Here is a 17,481-nt window from a genome sequence, read left to right on the forward strand (position 1 = left end):
CCCACACCAGGGGCGGGCCCTTGCGCATGTCCACCACCAGACGGGCCCGATGGACCTGCCAGACTGTGGACTCAGGCTGCCCACGAGAGGACACCCCGTGAACCAGGAACGCCCCGCCTCCGGCCCACGCCCGGGGGGACGTGAGCGACGCGACGACGCGCGCGGGCGTCGGGGGGAGCGTCGTGGTCGCGACGGCGCCGCCGGTGGTCCGCAGGGACGCGGTCGTCCGGGGGACCGGGACGGATCGGGCCGCCCGCGACGCCCGGACCCCGTGGACCGGTCCGAGGTGCGCCGACCCCCCAGGACCCCTGAGCCGCCCCTGCCCGAGGACGCCGACGCCGGTGGCCTGGACCGTGCGCTGCGCAGCGAGCTGCGGACGCTGAGCAAGGAGAACGCGGAGGGGGTCGGGGGCCACCTGGTCATGGTCGGACGGATGCTGGACGCCGAGGACTTCGACCTGGCCCTGGCGCACGCGGAGGCAGCGGCCCGGCGTGCCGGGCGGGTCGCCGGGGTCCGGGAGACGCTGGGCGTCGTCTACTACCGCCGCGGTGAGTGGGCCAAGGCGCTGGCCGAGTTCCGCACGGCGCGCCGGCTCAGCGGTTCGCAGCACCTCCTGCCCCTCATGGCCGATGTCGAGCGCGGCCTGGGGCGCCCCGAACGTGCCGTGGAGCTGGCCGCGTCGCCGGAGGCGGCGCACCTCGCGGCGGCGGAGCAGGTCGAGCTGGCCATCGTGGTGGCCGGCGCACGGGCGGATCTCGGGCAGCACGCGGCCGCCGTCCAGCACATCGAGCGGCTGGCCAGGGCCAGCACGGCGCGTCAGCCGTGGGCGGCCCGCGTGCGGTACGCCTACGCCGCGGCCCTGGAGGGAGCCGGCCACGAGGAGGAGGCGCAGCAGTGGTACGCCTCGGCGGCCGAGGTGGACGTGCACGGCGAGACCGACGCCGCGGAACGTCTCGGCACGGGCGACGAGGCCTGGGTGGTCGACCTCGGCGACGACGACCCGGTCCCCGGCCACGACCGGCCCGGCGCGGACGAGACGTCCCGCCCGGCCGGCGAACAGCGAGGCCGCCCGGAGGGACGGTCGTGATCTCCGGCCTCCTCTGCGACCTGGACGGCGTGGTCTACCGCGGCGACCAGGCCTGCGAGGGGGCCGTCGCAGGGCTGCAGAGCGCCAGGGACGCGGGCGTGGACGTGCTCTTCATGACCAACAACGCCTCGCGGACGCCCGAGATGGTCGCGCGGCACCTGACCCGGCTGGGGGTCCGTGCGGACGAGGACGAGATCCTCACCGCGTCGCAGGTGGCGGCGGAGGTGCTCGGTGAGGAGCACCCGGAGCTGGGGGGTTCCCTCCCGGTGCTGGCCGTGGGCGGGGAGGGCGTGGCCCGGGCGCTCGAGGACGCAGGCTTCGCGGTCGTCGCCCCGGACGAGGTGGCCGCGGCGGCGGAGCGGGGCGGTGCGCGCGAGCTGGGGGCGGTCGTCCAGGGCTACGGGCCCGACCTGGGGGTGACCGACCTCACCGAGGCCGCCTACGCGGTCCGCGCCGGCGTGCCGTGGATCGCCACGAACGACGACGCGACGCTGCCCACCGCCCGCGGCCTGGCGCCGGGCAACGGCTCGCTCGTGGCGGCGGTGGCGCACGCCACCGACCGTCGACCGAGGGTCGTGGGCAAGCCGCACCGTCCCGCCTACGACGTGGGCCTGCGCCGTCTCGGCCACCCGCGCGGACAGACCCTCATGGTGGGGGACCGGCTGGAGACCGACATCGCCGGAGCCCGGGCGGCCGGGCTGCCGAGCGCCTTGGTGCTGACCGGGGTGTGCGACCGTGCCGAGGCGGAGGCCGCGCCGGACGCCCAGCGCCCCGACCACGTGGCGAGCACCCTCCTCGACCTGGCCGATCTGTGGGGTGCCCCGTGATCGGCGGACGAGGACCTGACGACCCGGCGGCCGGGGAGCCTGACGACCCGACGACCGGGGGACCTGACGACCCGGCGACCGGGGGACACGACCCGGCGACCGGGGGACCGGGTGGGCCGGGCGGCCCCTCCGCCAGGACCGACCTCGCGTCCGACGCGGCGCCGCCCACCACGGGCGACGACGAGGTCGATGCGACCCTGCGGGCCCTCCAGCGCGGTCTCGACGACGAGGATCCCGCCGCCGTGGCCGACGCCCTCGCCACGGCCCACCGGTCGCTGCAGGCCCGGCTGACGAGCCCGGACCCCGACCAGCCCGGTGCGGCAGGGGCCAGGCCGCGACCCCGGTGAGCGACCGGCTGGACCGGGCCCTCGTCGCCCGGGGTCTGGCCTCGAGCCGGACGCAGGCGCAGCTGCTGGTCCGGGACGGCCTCGTCCGGGTCGGTGGACAGACCGTCCGGCGGCCCGCGCACCCCGTGGCCGCCGAGGACGACGTGCGCGTGGAGGGGTCGGGAGACGGCACCGAGTCCGCCTGGGTGCGCCGCGGGTGGGTCGGGCGTGGCGCGGTCAAGCTCGCGCACGCGCTGGAGGCCTGGCCCGAGGTCGGCGCGCGGGTCCCCGGTCGCCGTGCCCTGGACGTGGGGGCGTCCACCGGCGGCTTCACGCAGGTGCTGCTCGAGCGCGGGGCGCAGCGCGTGGTCGCGCTGGACGTGGGGCACGGGCAGCTCTCCCCGGTGCTGCGCGAGGACCCACGGGTGGAGGACCGGCCCGGCATCTCGGTCAGGGACGCGACCCCCGGGTCGCTCGGCGGCCCCTTCGAGGTCGTCGTCGCCGACCTGTCCTTCATCTCGCTGTCCGTCGTGCTGGAGCAGATCGCCGGGCTCGCCGCTCCTGGCGCCGACCTCGTGCTGCTCGTCAAGCCGCAGTTCGAGGTCGGGGCGCAGGCCCTGGGCCGTGGCGGGGTCGTACGGTCCCCGGCGCAGCGCGAGCGCGTGCTCCGGCAGCTCGACGTCCAGGCCCCCCAGCACGGTCTCTCGCCGCAGGACCTCCTCCTCTCCCCGCTGCGCGGGGCCAGCGGCAACGTGGAGTACCTCTGGTGGTTGCGCCGGTGCGCCCACCCGGGGCCGTGCCCGGGAGGGGGAGGCATGATGGGCTGTGCACCCGGGCGGACCGGTATGGCCGCCCTGATCAGGGCCCGAGCACAGGAGGACGGATGAGTCGGCGGATCATGCTCGTGACCCACCCGACGCGGTCCGACGTGCCGCACCTCGCGAGCGAGTTCGCCGAGCGTCTGGGGCGGCACGGCATCGAGGTCGAGGTCGTCCCCGAGGCGGACCCCACCCACCAGGTCGTCGGCGACAGCGAGGTGGTCGCCCTCAAGAGCCCGGTCCCCGGGCACGTCGACGCCTCGGGGTGCGAGCTGGTGGTCGTCTTCGGCGGCGACGGCACCATCCTGCGGGGGGCGGAGATCGCCCGGCCGGCCGGGACGCCGCTGCTGGGCGTGAACCTCGGGCGGGTCGGGTTCCTGGCCGAGGCGGAGAAGGACGACATCGAGGTCATCGTCGCCCGCATCGTCGACCGGGACTATCACGTCGAACGCCGGATGACCCTGGAGGTCGACGTCGTGCACGACGGCCGGGTGGTCTGCCACAACTGGGCCCTCAACGAGGCCAGCGTCGAGAAGTCGGCCAGGGAACGCATGCTGGAGCTGGCGGTCGAGGTCGACGGCCGGCCGCTGTCCACCTGGGGCTGCGACGGCGTCGTCATGTCCACCCCCACGGGGTCCACCGCCTACGCCTTCTCGGGTGGCGGGCCGATCGTCTGGCCCGACGTGGAGGCGCTGCTCGTCGTCCCCATCTCCGCGCACGCCCTCTTCGCGCGTCCCGTGGTCCTCGGGCCGGACGCCCACCTGGCGGTCGAGGTGGTCCCGCACAGCCACGTCACCGGGGTGATGTGGTGCGACGGTCGCCGCACCGTCGAGCTGCCGCCGGGCGCACGCATCGAGGTGCGCCGGTCCACGACGCCGGTCCGGCTCGCGCGGCTCGGGACCGGGCCCTTCACCGACCGGCTCGTCGCGAAGTTCGCCCTCCCCGTCTCCGGGTGGCGCGGTCCCGCCGGCGGTCTGCCCGAGGCCACGGCGTGACGCTGCGTCGCATCCGGCTCCAGCAGCTCGGGGTCATCGAGGAGGCGGAGCTCGACCTGGCTCCCGGTCTCAACGTCATCACCGGCGAGACCGGGGCCGGCAAGACGATGGTGGTCAGCGGGCTCGGGCTGCTCCTGGGGGAGCGCGCCGACGCCGGGCTGGTGCGCTCCGGGTCCTCGCGGGCCGTGGTGGAGGGTGAGGTCGACGTCCCCCCGGACCACCCGGCCGCCCGGCGGGTCGAGGAGGCGGGGGGCGACGCCGCGGACGGGCTCATCCTCGTGCGGACGGTGGCCGCCGAGGGCCGGTCGCGGGCCAGCGTCGGGGGACGCAGCGCCCCGGTCTCGGTCCTGGGCGAGGTCGGCGAGCACCTGGTGGCGGTCCACGGCCAGGCGGACCAGTGGCGGCTGCGGGACGCCGAGCAGCACCGGGTCCTGCTGGACGCCGCCGGGGGTCCCGACCTCGCGGCCGCCGCCGAGGCGTATGCCATGGCCTGGCAGGCCTGGCAGCAGGCCCGGGAGCGGTGGGCCGAGCTGACGAGGACGACGGCCGAGCGCTCGCTGCGGGTGTCGGCCCTGCGCACCGCCGTGGAGGAGATCGAGCAGGTCGACCCGGCACCGGGCGAGGAGTCCGACCTGCGGGCCGAGTCCGAGCGCCTGACCTACGCCGAGGAGCTGCGGCAGGCGGCGCACCACGCCCACGACGCGCTCGTCGGGGGCGACCCGGCCACGGGAGCGCCGGACGGGCCGTCGGTCTCGGCGCTGCTGGGGAGCGCCGTCGCGGCCCTCGCACCGGCGGCCGAGCACGACGAGGAGCTCGCCGGGCTGCAGCGCCGCGTGCAGGACCTGCTGTACCTCGCGAGCGATCTCGGGCCCGAGCTGGCGGGCTACGCCGCCGGGGTCGACGTCGACCCCGAGCGGCTGGAGTCCGTGCACGCGCGGCGCTCCGAGATCGGTGCTCTCCTGCGGCGCTACGGGTCCAGCACCGAGGAGGTCCTGGAGTTCGCCCGACAGGCGGCGCAGGAGCTGGACGACATCGACGTCTCCGACGAGGACCTCGCCACCCTGGCCGCCGAGGTGGCCCGGTTGCGGGACGAGACGGGGCGCCGCGGCGCCGAGCTCGGCGCGGTCCGCCGGCGGACCGCCGAGCGGGTCGCGGCCACGGTCACCGAGGAGCTGGCCCACCTGGCCATGGGCTCGGCCACGGTCAGCATCGAGGTGGCCCACCGCCGGCCCGAGCGGCCGGCCGGTGCGCAGGAACCGCAGGACGGGCCGGGTGAGCCGGTGGTGGAGCTGTCCGACGGGTCGCTGGCGCGGGCCGGACGCCACGGCCTCGACACCGTCGAGATCCGGCTGGCCGCCAACCCGGGAGCCCCCGCCCGGTCGGTCACCCGGGCGGCCTCCGGCGGTGAGCTCTCCCGCGTCATGCTCGCCCTCGAGCTGGTGTGCGGCGACGGGTCCGTCCCCACCTACGTCTTCGACGAGGTGGACGCCGGCGTCGGCGGCGCGGCGGCGCTGGACCTGGGGGCGCGCCTGGCCCGCCTGGCGACCACCTCGCAGGTCGTCGTCGTCACCCACCTGGGGCAGGTCGCGGCGCACGCCGACCGCCATCTCGTCGTGCGCAAGAGCACCGACGGGCAGGTCACGAGCAGCGACGTGAGCGTCGTGGAGGGGGCCGAGCGCGAGGCGGAGCTGGCGCGCATGCTGGGTGGCGTCGCCGACTCGGACGCAGCGCTGGAGCACGCACGGGAGCTGCTCGCCCGTCGTGCGACCATTGACGCCGGATGAGCACGAGGCGCCGAGCGAGCACCCGCCACGCCGGTCCCGTGGTGGGCCCGGCGCGCGTCGACGCGCGCACGAAGAGATTGACGGCACGGCTGCAGCCCGGGGACGTGGCGGTCGTCGACCACGCCGACCTCGACCAGGTCAGTGCCGCGGCCCTCGTCGCCTGCGCCCCGGTCGCGGTCGTCAACGCCGCGTCGTCCACGACCGGCGCCTACCCCAACATGGGCCCGCAGATCCTCGTGGAGGCGGGCATACCGCTGCTCGACGCCGCCGGCAGCGAGGTGATGAGCCTGCCCGAGGGGGTCACCGTGACCGTGGCCGGCGAGCAGCTGCTGGTGGACGGAGCCGTCGTCGCCGAGGGGGTCCGGATGACGCCGGAGCTGGTCCGCGAGCAGCAGGAGGACGCCCGCGGCAACCTCTCGGAGCAGATCGAGGCCTTCTCGCACAACACCATGGAGTACGTCCGGGCGGAGCGCGAGCTGCTGCTGGACGGCATCGGGGTCCCCGAGCTGCGCACCAGCTTCGCCGGGCGCTACGCCCTGGTGGTCGTGCGCGGCTACCACTACAAGGAGGACCTGCAGACCCTGCGTCCGTTCCTCCGCGAGGCCCGGCCCGTCCTCATCGGCGTCGACGGCGGTGCCGACGCGCTGCTGGAGATGGGCCACACCCCCGACCTCGTCGTGGGGGACATGGACTCGGTGTCGGACGCCGCCCTGACCAGCGGCGCCGAGCTGGTCGTGCACGCCTACCGCGACGGCCGTGCCCCAGGGCTGGAGCGGGTGCAGGCCCTCGGGGTCACCGATGCCGTGGTGCTGCCGGCGCCGGGGACGAGCGAGGACATCGCCATGCTGCTGGCGGACGAGCTCGGGGCCGAGCTCATCGTCGCGGTCGGCACGCACGCGACCCTCGTGGAGTTCCTCGACAAGGGCAGGCAGGGGATGGCGAGCACCTTCCTCACCCGGTTGCGGGTCGGGAGCAAGCTCGTGGACGCCAAGGGGGTGAGCCTGCTGTACCGGTCACGGATCCCCACGGTGTCGCTGGTCTGGCTGCTGCTGGCCGGGTTGCTGGCCCTGCTCGTGGCCCTGGCGGTGACCCCTGGTGGCAGGGCCCTGCTGGGGGTGCTGGCCGTACGATGGGACGACGTCTGGGCCTGGATGGAGGGGTTGTTCTCACCGTGATCGACTTCCGCTACCACCTCGTGTCGCTGGTCGCGGTCTTCATCGCCCTGGCGGTCGGGATCGTGCTCGGTGCCGGCCCGCTGCGCGAGGGGATCTCGGACACCATCGACGAGGAGGTCGGCCAGCTGCGGACCGAGCGGACCGAGCTGCGCAGCGAGCTGGACGTGCGGGCACGGCAGGCCGAGGCCAAGGACGAGGCCGTCGACCTGCTCAGCCCGCGCGGGGTGGCCGGGACCCTCAACGGCACCCGCGTGGCCCTGGTGGTCCTGCCCGGGGCCGACCGCAACCACGTGGCGCTGCTGGAGGACCGCCTCGCCGAGGCCGGCGGTGCGCTGGTGCTGGAGGTCGAGGTCGACGACTCCCTCGATGCCGGGCAGGTCGACGAGGGGGTGGCCGAGCGGCTCGCGAGCACGCTGGACGTCCCGGAGGCCCCCGGGCTGGACGAGGCAGGCCTGGGCGCGGTGCTGGGGGCCACCCTGGCGGGGGCGGACCCGGACGGCGAGGTGGGGGCCTGGCTGGCGGTGTCCGAGCGGTTGGAGGAGGAAGGGCTGATCGACCTGCGGTGGCAGGGGCCGGCAGCGCAGGTCACCGACCGCCGTCCCCCTGACGCCACGGTCGTCGTCGGCGGCGGGCTGCCGGAGGGGGACGACGACGCGGAACCCGAGGCCGAGGCCCGGCTGCGCACCCGGCTGGACCTCGTCCGCACACTGGCGGCGCTGGAACAGCCCCTGGTGGTCGCGGCGGCAGGCACCGAGACCGAGGCCCTGGCCGAGGGCGGCGGCGAGGACGCCCTCGTCCAGGCCGTCCGGGACGAGGGCGGCCTCCGGGGCGACGTCTCGACCGTCGACGACCTGGAGAGCGCCAGCGGGAGGGCGGCAGCCGTGCTCGGGCTGGCCTGGGAGCTGCAGGACGAGGCCGGGCACTACGGGCTGGGCCGCCAGGCGGAGGCGCCGGTGCCCGCGCCGCCGCCGCTGCGCCTCGGCGCCACGACCGGCTCCGACGGCCAGGCTCCGGCGACCGAGCCGGTGCCTGACGACAGCGACACCACGTCGGCACCGTGACGCCGGTCGGTCCCTCCGCCGGCCCCGGGACGCCGGCCGGCCGCTCCGTGGGCACCGGGACGCCCCCCGGCCCGCACCCCGGTGCTGTCGCCGGCGCAGCCGTGGCTCTCACCCAGGGGGTGTGCCTGCTGGACCGCGCCGGTGCCCTGCCTGGCGGTGGTCGGCGCTGGGTCCGGGTGAACCACCGCGGTGACGAGGTGACGCTGGTGGAGGGGGTGGCCCTGGCGATCGGCACGGCGGCTCCGCTGGCCCTCGTCGAGCCCGCCTCGGCCGCGGCGGTGCTGCTCGCCGCGGGTGGGGGTGCCGTCGACGACCTGGCGGGTGACACCGGAGTCAAGGGCCTGCGCGGCCACCTCGGCGCCCTGCGGCAGGGCCGGGTGACCACCGGTGCGCTCAAGGTCGGGGTGCTGGTGGGTGCCGGGGTGCTGGCCGCCTGGGAGGTCGACCGCGACCGCGGGCGGGGGGCCTCCACCCTGGCGGCCGCCGGCGTCGTCGCCGGCGCGGCCAACCTGGCCAACCTCCTGGACCTGCGTCCGGGGCGGGCGCTCAAGGTGGCGCTCCTGGTCGGCCTGCCGCTCGCGCGCACGCAGCCGGCGGCGGCGGCCTGCTCGGGCGCCGCCCTCGCTGTGCTGCCCGACGACCTGGGGGGCCGGAGCATGCTCGGCGACACAGGGGCCAACGCCGTGGGCGCGGCCCTGGGCGTGGCGGCGGTCCGCCACCTGCCGCCCCGGGCGCGCTGGCCCTGGCTCAGCGTCCTGGCCGGCCTGACCCTGGTCAGCGAGCGGGTCAGCTTCACCCGGGTCATCGACGCCACCCCCGGCCTGCGCCAGCTGGACCGCTGGGGCCGCCGATGACCTCCTCCGGCCCGGGAGCCCGGCCCGGAGAGGGGACGGGTGAGGGGACGGGGCCGAGCCGCCGCATCCTCGGGCAGGGGCTGCTCGCCGCCGCGGGCGTCGTCGCCGCCACCACCCTGCTCGCACGGGTGGCCGGGGTCGCCCGCTGGGTGGTCTTCTCGGAGGCCGTGGGGACGACCTGCCTCGGGCAGGTCTACACCACCGTCAACCTCATCCCCAACGTCGTCTTCGAGATCGCGGCCGGCGGGGCGCTCGCCGCGGTGGCCGTGCCGCTGGTGGCACGTCACCTGCAGGACGGTGACGAGGGCCGTGCGGACCGTACCGCCTCGGCGCTGCTGGGCTGGGCGCTGCTCGTCCTCGTCCCGCTCGGGCTCCTTGCGGCGCTGCTCGCGGGCCCGATCACCTCCGCCCTGCTCGGCGCCGGCGACCCCGACGGCTGCGACCCGGCGGCGGCGCAGCGGGCCGGGCGCCTCATGCTGCTGCTCTTCGCACCCCAGGTGGTGCTGTACGGCGTCGGCATCGTGCTGACCGGGGTGCTGCAGGCCCACCGCCGCTTCCTCGCCGCCGCGCTCGCCCCGCTGCTGTCCAGCCTCGTGGTCATCGCGGTCTACCTGCTCGTCGGTGCCACCGTCGACGCCGACGTCCCGCTGGGCGAGGTGCCGGACCGTGCCCTGCTCCTGCTGGCCGGTGGCACCACCGTCGGGGTGGTCGCCCTGAGCCTGCCGCTGCTGCTGCCCGTCGCCCGTGCCGGGGTGCGGTGGCGCCCCACCCTCCGCTTCCCGGCCGGCTCGGGACGTCTGGCGGGCGGGCTGGCGCTCGCCGGACTGGTGACGGTGGGGACGCAGCAGGTCTTCACGGTGGTGGTGATCCTCGTGAGCAACAGCACCGGTGTCGGCGGGATCACCGTGTGGACGTACGCGCAGACCGTCTACCTGCTTCCCTACGCCGTGCTGGTGGTCCCGCTGGCCACCGCGGCCTTCCCCCGTCTCGTGGGCGACGCGGCGCGGACCCGGGCGGTGCTGCGCCGGACGGCGAGCGCGGTGGTCGCGGCCGCGGTCGCCGGCGCCGCCGCGCTGGTCGCCGCCAGCGGTGAGGTGGGCACGGCCTTCCTGGCTCTCGACGCCGGTGCCGGGGGAGCGGGGCGGGAGGCGCTGACAGCCCTGCCTCTCGCGCTGTGCGTCCTCGCACCCGGCCTCGTCGGGTTCGGTCTCGTGGCGCTGCTCACCCGCGCGTTGTACGTCGCCGACCGGCCTCGCGCCGCGGCGGCCGGGGCCGCCTCCGGCTGGCTCCTGGCGGCACTCGTGGGCCTCGCCGGGGCCGGGGTGGCCTCCGCGGACGGCGTGGCCGGGGTGCTGGTCCTGCTGGCCGGCGCCTCGTCGGTGGGGATGCTGGTCTCGGCCGGCGTCCTCGCCTGGTCCACCCGGGGGGCGTGGGGTCGGGGGGCGCTCACCGGGCTTCCCCGCGCGCTGGCGGTGTCGCTGCTCGGTGCGGCGGCGGGGGTGCTCGTCGCCGCCCAGCTGCCGGGTGCCTCCGACGCCTCCGGCCCACCGGCGACCCTGGCCGTGGCGGTGGGGCTGGGCCTCCTGCGTGGCGGGGTCGCCGCCGGGGTGGTGCTCGGCCTCGTCCTGGTGCTGGACCGGGAGGCGGCCGCCCCGCTGCGGGAGCGGCTGCGCCTGCGGGGTCGACGGCTGGTGGGCGACCGGTGAGGGTGCTGCTGGTGGTCGGGATCGTCGGTGGCGGCGTCGGACGACACGTGCGCCAGCTCGCCGAGGACCTCGTGGGCGCCGGTCACGTCGTGGTGGTGGCCTGCCCGCGGACGGTGGCGGAGCGGTTCGACCTGCACGCCACGGGGGCCCGGGTCGAGGCGGTGGAGGTCGGCGTGGGGTCACCGGGAGCCCTCGCGACCACCGACGCCCGGCTGCGCCTCCTGGCCGCGGGAGCGCAGGTGGTGCACGCGCACGGCGTCCGCGCCGGCGCCGCCGCGGCCCTGGCCGTCGGCGGCGGACGGTCCCGGCAGCTCCCCCTGGTCGTCACCAGCCACAACGGTCCTCCGGAGGGGCGCGCGGCGTCGTGGACGTATGCCTCGCTCGAGGCCCTGGTGTGCCGACGGGCGGACCTCGTCCTGGGGGTGTCGTCGGACCTGGTGGCGCGCGCCCGACGGCGCGGTGCGCGGGCCACCGGCCTCGCGGTGGTCCCCTCCTCGGCGGCCGCCCCGGCCACCGACGCGCAGCGCGAGCAGGCCGCGCGCGAGCTGCGCGCCGAGCTGGGCGTCCCGGACGGGGCAGGGGTGGTCCTCACGGCGGGTCGGCTGGCCCGCCAGAAGCGGGTCGACCTGCTCCTGGACGCCTACCACCGCCTGCGCGAGGACACCCGGCTCGGTTCGCCCCCGGTCCTGGTGGTGGTGGGTGAAGGGCCCCTCGACGGCGCCCTGCGCGAGCAGGCCGCACATAGTGGGGGAGACGTGCACTTCCTCGGCCACCGGCAGGACGTCCCACGGCTGCTCGCCGGCGCCGACGTCGTCGTCTCGTCCGCGGACTGGGAGGGGCAGCCGCTGGTCCTGCAGGAGGCGCTCGCCGCCGGCGCCCCGGTCGTCGCCACCGACGTGGGGGGCACCGCCGACCTCCTCGGCGGCGCCGGGGTGCTCGTGCGCCCGGGGTCGGCCGCCGAGCTGGCCGAGGCGGTCGCCGGCCTGCTGCTCGACACGGGGGCCCGGGCCGACCTCGCCCGGCGGGCCCGCGACCGGGCCAGCCGTCTGCCCACCAGGCGGGACGCGCTCGAGGCGGTGCTCACGGCATACCGTGGCGTCCTGCCCGACCCGGCCGTCGACCCGACGCTGCGCGCCGCCGCGCTACGGACACCGCGCGTCGACCTCGAGAACAGGGCCGCCCTCGCCCTGGCGAAGGGGGTGTCCGCACTCGTGCCCGGCAGGCGGGTCCCGTCGGTCCGGCGCCGCCGGGTCCGGCACCACGGCGTCCGGCTGCGGGTCTACACGCCTCCCCGCCCGTCCGGCGCCGGGCTGCTGTGGATCCACGGGGGCGGTCTGGTCCTCGGGTCCGCCGCGATGGACGACCGGCACTGCGGGCAGACGGCGCGCGACACCGGGGTCACGGTGGTCTCGGTGGACTACCGCCTGGCCCCGCGGCACCCCTTCCCGGCGGCGCTGGACGACTGCCTCGTGGGGTGGCGGTGGATGCGTGCCCACGCCACGGACCTCGGCCTCGACCTCGGGCGTCTGGCGATCGGCGGGCAGAGCGCCGGGGGCGGCCTCGCCGCGAGCCTGGTCCACCGGGTCGTCGACGGGGCAGACCCCGTGGCGGCGCAGTGGCTCTTCTGCCCGATGCTCGACGACCGCACCGCCGCGGACCGTGACAAGGACGCCCCCGCCCACCTCGTCTGGGACAACCGGTCCAACCTCGCCGGCTGGTCGGCCTACCTCGGCGGGGACGTCGGGGCCGCGACGCTGCCGCCGTACGCCGCCCCGGCCCGTCGCGAGGACCTGAGCGGCCTGCCCCCCACCTGGATCTCCACCTCGGACGTCGAGCTGTTCTTCGACGAGGACGCCGACTACGCCGACCGGCTGCGCGTCGCGGGCACGGACGTCACCCTGGAGGTCGTGGCGGGCGCGCCGCACGGCTTCGAGGCCTGGGCACCCCGCCACCCCCTCGCCCTCGAGCTCCTGGCCACCGCCCGCTCCTGGCTCGCCGACCACCTCGCACCCGGGTCGTCCTGACCCGCGCGGCGCGCCCGGCGACCACCCCTTTCCCGGAACCCACGGACGTCCCGTAGGATGCAAGCCCGTGGCGGAGACGACGACGAAGCACATCTTTGTGACCGGAGGCGTCGCCTCCTCGCTCGGCAAGGGACTGACGGCCTCGAGCCTCGGGTTCCTGCTCCGCAGCAGGGGGCTGCGGGTGACGATGCAGAAGCTCGACCCCTACATCAACGTCGACCCCGGCACCATGAACCCCTTCCAGCACGGCGAGGTCTTCGTCACCGAGGACGGCGCGGAGTGCGACCTCGACATCGGGCACTACGAGCGCTTCCTCAACACCGACCTCTGGGGCCGGTCCAACGTCACCACCGGGCAGATCTACAACGACGTCATCGCCAAGGAGCGACGCGGCGACTACCTCGGCGACACCGTCCAGGTCATCCCGCACATCACCAACGAGATCAAGACGCGCATGCGGGCGGCCGCGGACCGGCCGCCGGGGGAGCGGCCCGACATCATCATCACCGAGGTCGGGGGGACCGTCGGAGACATCGAGTCGCTGCCCTTCCTCGAGGCGGCCCGGCAGGTGCGCCACGACATCGGGCGTGCCCACTCCTTCTTCCTGCACGTCTCCCTGGTGCCCTACCTCGCGCCCAGCGGGGAGCTCAAGACCAAGCCGACCCAGCACTCGGTGGCGGCGCTGCGTCAGGTCGGCATCACCCCGGACGCCCTGGTGCTGCGCGCCGACCGGGAGATCCCCGAGGGCATCAAGCGCAAGATCTCGATGATGTGCGACGTCGACTCCGACGCGGTGGCCGCGGCCGTGGACGCCCCCTCGATCTACGACATCCCCAAGGTCCTGCACACCGAGATGCTCGACGCGTATGTCGTCCGGCACCTGGGGATGCCGTTCCGGGACGTCGACTGGTCGGCCTGGGACGCGCTGCTCGAGCGGGTGCACGAGCCGGAGCACCGCGTCGAGATCGCCCTGGTCGGCAAGTACGTCGACCTGCCCGACGCCTACCTGTCGGTGACCGAGGCCATGCGCGCCGGTGGGTTCAAGCACGACGCCAAGGTCGACATCCGCTGGGTGGCCTCCGACGAGTGCCGCACCGAGGCGGGGGCGGCCCGGGCGCTCGGCGGGGTCGACGCCATCCTCGTGCCCGGCGGCTTCGGCGTGCGCGGCATCGAGGGCAAGATCGGGGCGTTGCGCTGGGCGCGGGAGCGTCAGGTGCCGACGTTGGGGATCTGCCTGGGGCTGCAGGCCATGGTCATCGAGCACGCGCGGCACGTCGCGGGGATCGAGGGCGCGAGCTCCACGGAGTTCGACCCCGACACCCCCGCGCCGGTCATCGCCACCATGGAGGAGCAGAAGTCCTTCGTGGAGGGCGCCGGCGACCTCGGCGGCACCATGCGGCTGGGGTCCTACCCGGCCGTGCTCACCGAGGGGTCCGTCGTGGCCGCCGCCTACGGGACGACCGAGGTGACCGAGCGGCACCGGCACCGCTACGAGGTCAACAACGGGTTCCGTGACCAGCTCGGGGCCGCCGGGCTCGTCGTCAGCGGCCAGTCACCGGACGGCGGGCTCGTCGAGTTCGTCGAGCTGCCGCGCGAGGTGCACCCCTACTACGTCGCGACCCAGGCCCACCCCGAGTTCAAGTCCCGACCCGACCACGCGCACCCGCTGTTCGCGGGGCTGGTCGCCGCGGCGCTGGACGCCCAGCGCAGCCAGCGGCTCGTCGAGGTCGAGCGCCAGCGTCACCACGAGCTGCCCGACTGATGACGCTCTCCGCGCCCCGGCTGGGCCTGCTCGAGCTCGTCGACCTGGTGGGCTCCCGCCCCGTGCGCAGCACCGAGGTGGCCATGCGCGGTGCCGTCTGGGACGTCCACCGTGACGAGGTGGAGCTGGACGACGGCCCGGCCAGCAGGGAGTACGTCCACCACACCGGGGCCGTCGCCGTCCTCGCGGTGCGCGAGGACCGGGGCGAGCCGGAGATCTTCGTCATCCGGCAGTACCGCCACCCCATCGGCGCCGAGGACTGGGAGATCCCGGCCGGGCTGCTCGACGTGGAGGGGGAGCCGCCGGTGGAGGCGGCGCGCCGGGAGCTGGCCGAGGAGGCCGACCTGCGGGCGGAGCACTGGGAGCCCCTGGTGTCGTTCACACCGTCGCCGGGTGGGCTGGACGAGACCATCCACGTCTTCGTCGCGACCGGTCTCTCCGACGTCCCGGAGGCGCAGCGGCACGCCCGTGAGGGCGAGGAGGCGGGTATGCCGTCCGGCTGGGTCGGCGTGCGCGACGCGGTGGCCGCCGTGCTCGGGGGACAGGTGCACAACGGGCCGCTCATGCTCGCGGTGCTCGCGCTGCACACCCGCGCAGACTCGCCGGGCTGACCCCGCCCCGGCGCGCCCCGCGCGCCGACCGCCGCTGCGTGTGCCAGGGTGACGTCGCGTCATACCAGGTGATCCTCGCCGTCGGCAAAGGAGCGGACATGCAGCCACTGGTGCTACGAAGTGCCATCATCGCGGCCCTGGGGGGTCTGCTCTTCGGGTTCGACACGGCGGTGATCTCCGGGACCACCTCGGACCTGACCGAGGTGTTCGGGCTGTCCGGGTTCGCGCTCGGCTTCACCGTGGCGACCGCCCTCATCGGCACCGTCGTCGGCGCCGCCTACGCCGGGCTCGGCAAGCCGGCCGACCGGTTCGGGCGCAAACCGGTGCTCATCGTCATCGGCGTCCTCTACGTCGTCTCCGCGCTCGGGAGCGCCCTCGCGACCGACTGGGTCGTCTTCATGATCTTCCGCTTCGTCGGCGGGCTCGGGGTCGGCGCCGCCACCTCGGTGGCACCCATCTACAACGCGGAGGTCGCGCCGCCGCGGCACCGGGGCCGGCTGGTCGGGCTGTTCCAGTTCAACATCACCGTCGGCATCCTGCTGGCCTACCTCTCCAACTTCGCCATCCTCAGCCTCTTCCCGGAGGACACCGCCTGGCGGTGGATGTTCGGGGCCGAGGCGCTCCCCGCGCTGGTCTTCGCGCTCCTGGTGCTCCTCGTGCCCGAGAGCCCGCGGTGGCTCATGGCGGTGGGCCGGGACGAGGAGGCTCGCGAGGTCATCGACCAGCTGACCGCGGACGAGGAGGAGGCGCGGGTCCAGCGCGAGGAGATCAAGGAGGCGCTGGAGGTCGAGGGGGACAGCGCCACCGTGCCGTTCTTCACCGAGGGGCACCGCAAGGTCATCCTGCTCGCCTTCGCGATCGCGGCGTTCAACCAGCTGGGCGGCATCAACGCGGTGCTGTACTACGCCCCCACCATCTTCGAGAGCGCCGGGCTGGGCGAGAGCGCCGCCTTCCTCAACAGCGCCGGTGTGGGGCTCGTCAACCTGCTCGCGACGATCCTCGCCCTGACGATCATCGACCGCGTGGGCCGGCGCTTCCTCATGCTCGTGTGCTCGGCCGGGTACGTCCTCACCCTCGGTTCGCTCACCGTGCTGTTCTTCGTCTACGAGGGCAACTTCACCGGGGTCACCAGCGGCCTGGTGATCACCAGCATCATGCTCTTCGTCGGGGTGCACGCCTTCGGGCAGGGAGCCGTCATCTGGGTGTTCATCGCCGAGATCTTCCCCAACGCCATCCGCGCGCGGGGCCAGTCCTTCGGGGCGCTGACCCACTGGACCTTCGCGGCGGCGATCTCCTGGTCCTTCCCCGCGATCGCCGGCAGCCTGGGCGGCGGCGTCGCCTTCCTCGTCTTCCTCCTCGGGGGTGTGGCCATGACGTTCTGGACGATCAAGGTCATGCCGGAGACCAAGGGCATCCCGCTGGAGGAGATGGAGGAGACCCTCGACCTCGCCGGCAGCGCGGCGATGAAGGCACGGTAGGCGCCCGGCCCCGGGCGCCGGCGCGGCTGGGCACCAGCGCGGGCAGGTCCGTCCGCCGTGTCGCCGCCGTGATCGCTCGCGGTCAGAGCGGGATGACGGTGACCCCGAGCAGCCAGGCCATCAGCTGGCTTCCGGCCGTCAGGACGAACGAGCCGAGGAGCAGGACGGCGAAGCCGTAGCCGCCCGAGGACCGCTGCTGTGGTGCGGGCACCCGGTGGTCGCGCCACCCGCCCTCCTCCCAGATCGCCCAGGCCAGCACCCCCAGGCCCGCGGGCAGGCCGATGAGCCAGAACCAGAACCACCGGGTGCCATGGACCGGGGCGGCTCCGAAGACCACCCGCACCAGCATGCTGACGACCAGCACCAGGCCGAGCAGACCGTGCGCCTGCAGGACCCGCCCCGGGACCACCGAGGAGACCGTGGACGGCAGCCCGCTCGTCACGAGATCCTCCTCGATCCAGTCCACCTCGGCCTCCGTCCAGGACCCCCAGCTGTTCATGCTGGGGGTGATGTGGTCCGGCACCACCAGGCGCGGGCGCGAGCCGGCCACGGTGTAGAGCACGGTGGTCGTGCCGGTCCGCAGGTCCTCCACGGAGCCCGGCTCGAGGTCCTCCTGTGTCCACCACCCGGGGGTGGAGGAGCCGCCGCCGGGTCGGTCCTCCACCAAGGCGTAGCTGGTCATCCTCCCGGACGACAGGTCCTCCACGGCCTGGCTGTGGTTGACCATCTGGAAGCCACCCACGAGCGACAGCAGCGCGTGGGTGGCCCACAGCAGCACCACCGCGACGCCGGCGACCCGGCGGGCCCACCGCCTGAACCGCGCGTCACGGGCGTCGGGGCCGGTCCTGCCGCCCGGCATCGTCTCGGGCTCGACGAGCGGGGCACGACCCCGTGCCCGCCCGTCCTCGGCCGTCCCGCGTCCCACGTCTCGTTCCCGCCCCATGCCTCAGGGTGACACGGCAACCCGACCGCA

At 75.5% G+C, this 17,481-nt stretch carries 15 protein-coding genes; 14 read left to right on the plus strand and 1 reads right to left on the minus strand.

The annotated features are described in order from the left end of the window. Nucleotides 1-97 precede the first annotated feature (97 nt). The 14 genes from AVL62_RS07110 (at nucleotide 98) to AVL62_RS07175 (ending at nucleotide 16,508) form a co-directional block, all read left to right on the plus strand. Nucleotides 98-1,087, plus strand: coding sequence for a tetratricopeptide repeat protein (locus AVL62_RS07110; protein ID WP_235585586.1), 990 nt, complete (start codon nucleotides 98-100; stop codon nucleotides 1,085-1,087). After that, complete coding sequence (locus tag AVL62_RS07115) at nucleotides 1,084-1,914, plus strand: HAD-IIA family hydrolase (protein ID WP_058890966.1); 831 nt, start codon at nucleotides 1,084-1,086, stop codon at nucleotides 1,912-1,914. The genes AVL62_RS07110 and AVL62_RS07115 overlap by 4 nt, the downstream gene beginning before the upstream one ends. After that, nucleotides 1,911-2,261 (plus strand): hypothetical protein, encoded by a 351-nt coding sequence (locus AVL62_RS07120; protein WP_153011712.1) that lies wholly within the window; start codon nucleotides 1,911-1,913, stop codon nucleotides 2,259-2,261. The genes AVL62_RS07115 and AVL62_RS07120 overlap by 4 nt, the downstream gene beginning before the upstream one ends. Next, nucleotides 2,258-3,127 (plus strand): TlyA family RNA methyltransferase, encoded by an 870-nt coding sequence (locus AVL62_RS07125; RefSeq protein WP_058890968.1) that lies wholly within the window; start codon nucleotides 2,258-2,260, stop codon nucleotides 3,125-3,127. Before AVL62_RS07120 ends, AVL62_RS07125 begins: the two co-directional genes overlap by 4 nt. Further along, nucleotides 3,124-4,053 (plus strand): NAD kinase, encoded by a 930-nt coding sequence (locus AVL62_RS07130; RefSeq protein ID WP_058890969.1) that lies wholly within the window; start codon nucleotides 3,124-3,126, stop codon nucleotides 4,051-4,053. The genes AVL62_RS07125 and AVL62_RS07130 overlap by 4 nt, the downstream gene beginning before the upstream one ends. Further along, entirely contained in the window at nucleotides 4,050-5,837 is a 1,788-nt protein-coding gene (gene recN / locus AVL62_RS07135; protein WP_058891209.1) for a DNA repair protein RecN, read from the plus strand. The genes AVL62_RS07130 and recN overlap by 4 nt, the downstream gene beginning before the upstream one ends. Next, a complete protein-coding gene (gene steA, locus AVL62_RS07140) occupies nucleotides 5,834-7,012 on the plus strand; it encodes a putative cytokinetic ring protein SteA (RefSeq protein ID WP_058890970.1) in 1,179 nt (392 codons plus the stop codon). The genes recN and steA overlap by 4 nt, the downstream gene beginning before the upstream one ends. Beyond that, complete coding sequence (locus AVL62_RS07145) at nucleotides 7,009-8,073, plus strand: copper transporter (protein WP_058890971.1); 1,065 nt, start codon at nucleotides 7,009-7,011, stop codon at nucleotides 8,071-8,073. Before steA ends, AVL62_RS07145 begins: the two co-directional genes overlap by 4 nt. Before the next feature lie 101 nt (nucleotides 8,074-8,174). Further along, on the plus strand, nucleotides 8,175-8,927 hold the full coding sequence (locus tag AVL62_RS07150; protein WP_058891210.1) for a hypothetical protein: 753 nt from the start codon (nucleotides 8,175-8,177) through the stop codon (nucleotides 8,925-8,927). Further along, complete coding sequence (locus AVL62_RS17280) at nucleotides 8,924-10,633, plus strand: lipid II flippase MurJ (protein ID WP_058890972.1); 1,710 nt, start codon at nucleotides 8,924-8,926, stop codon at nucleotides 10,631-10,633. The genes AVL62_RS07150 and AVL62_RS17280 overlap by 4 nt, the downstream gene beginning before the upstream one ends. Nucleotides 10,634-10,644: 11 nt before the next feature. Further along, on the plus strand, nucleotides 10,645-12,657 hold the full coding sequence (locus AVL62_RS16575) for an alpha/beta hydrolase fold domain-containing protein (RefSeq protein WP_161937857.1): 2,013 nt from the start codon (nucleotides 10,645-10,647) through the stop codon (nucleotides 12,655-12,657). A gap of 67 nt (nucleotides 12,658-12,724) precedes the next feature. Further along, on the plus strand, nucleotides 12,725-14,419 hold the full coding sequence (locus tag AVL62_RS07165) for a CTP synthase (RefSeq protein WP_058890973.1): 1,695 nt from the start codon (nucleotides 12,725-12,727) through the stop codon (nucleotides 14,417-14,419). Further along, a complete protein-coding gene (locus AVL62_RS07170; protein ID WP_058890974.1) occupies nucleotides 14,419-15,030 on the plus strand; it encodes an NUDIX domain-containing protein in 612 nt (203 codons plus the stop codon). Before AVL62_RS07165 ends, AVL62_RS07170 begins: the two co-directional genes overlap by 1 nt. 98 nt (nucleotides 15,031-15,128) lie before the next feature. Continuing rightward, a complete protein-coding gene (locus AVL62_RS07175; RefSeq protein ID WP_058890975.1) occupies nucleotides 15,129-16,508 on the plus strand; it encodes a sugar porter family MFS transporter in 1,380 nt (459 codons plus the stop codon). Nucleotides 16,509-16,590: 82 nt separating this feature from the next. Here AVL62_RS07175 and AVL62_RS07180 read toward each other — a convergent pair whose 3' ends face one another. Continuing rightward, the gene (locus AVL62_RS07180; RefSeq protein WP_058890976.1) at nucleotides 16,591-17,433 is read right to left on the minus strand and encodes a hypothetical protein; all 843 of its coding nucleotides are present in this window, start codon (nucleotides 17,431-17,433) and stop codon (nucleotides 16,591-16,593) included. Nucleotides 17,434-17,481: the final 48 nt, after the last annotated feature.

Source organism: Serinicoccus chungangensis, assembly GCF_001483745.1.
GTDB lineage: Bacteria > Actinomycetota > Actinomycetes > Actinomycetales > Dermatophilaceae > Ornithinicoccus > Ornithinicoccus chungangensis_A.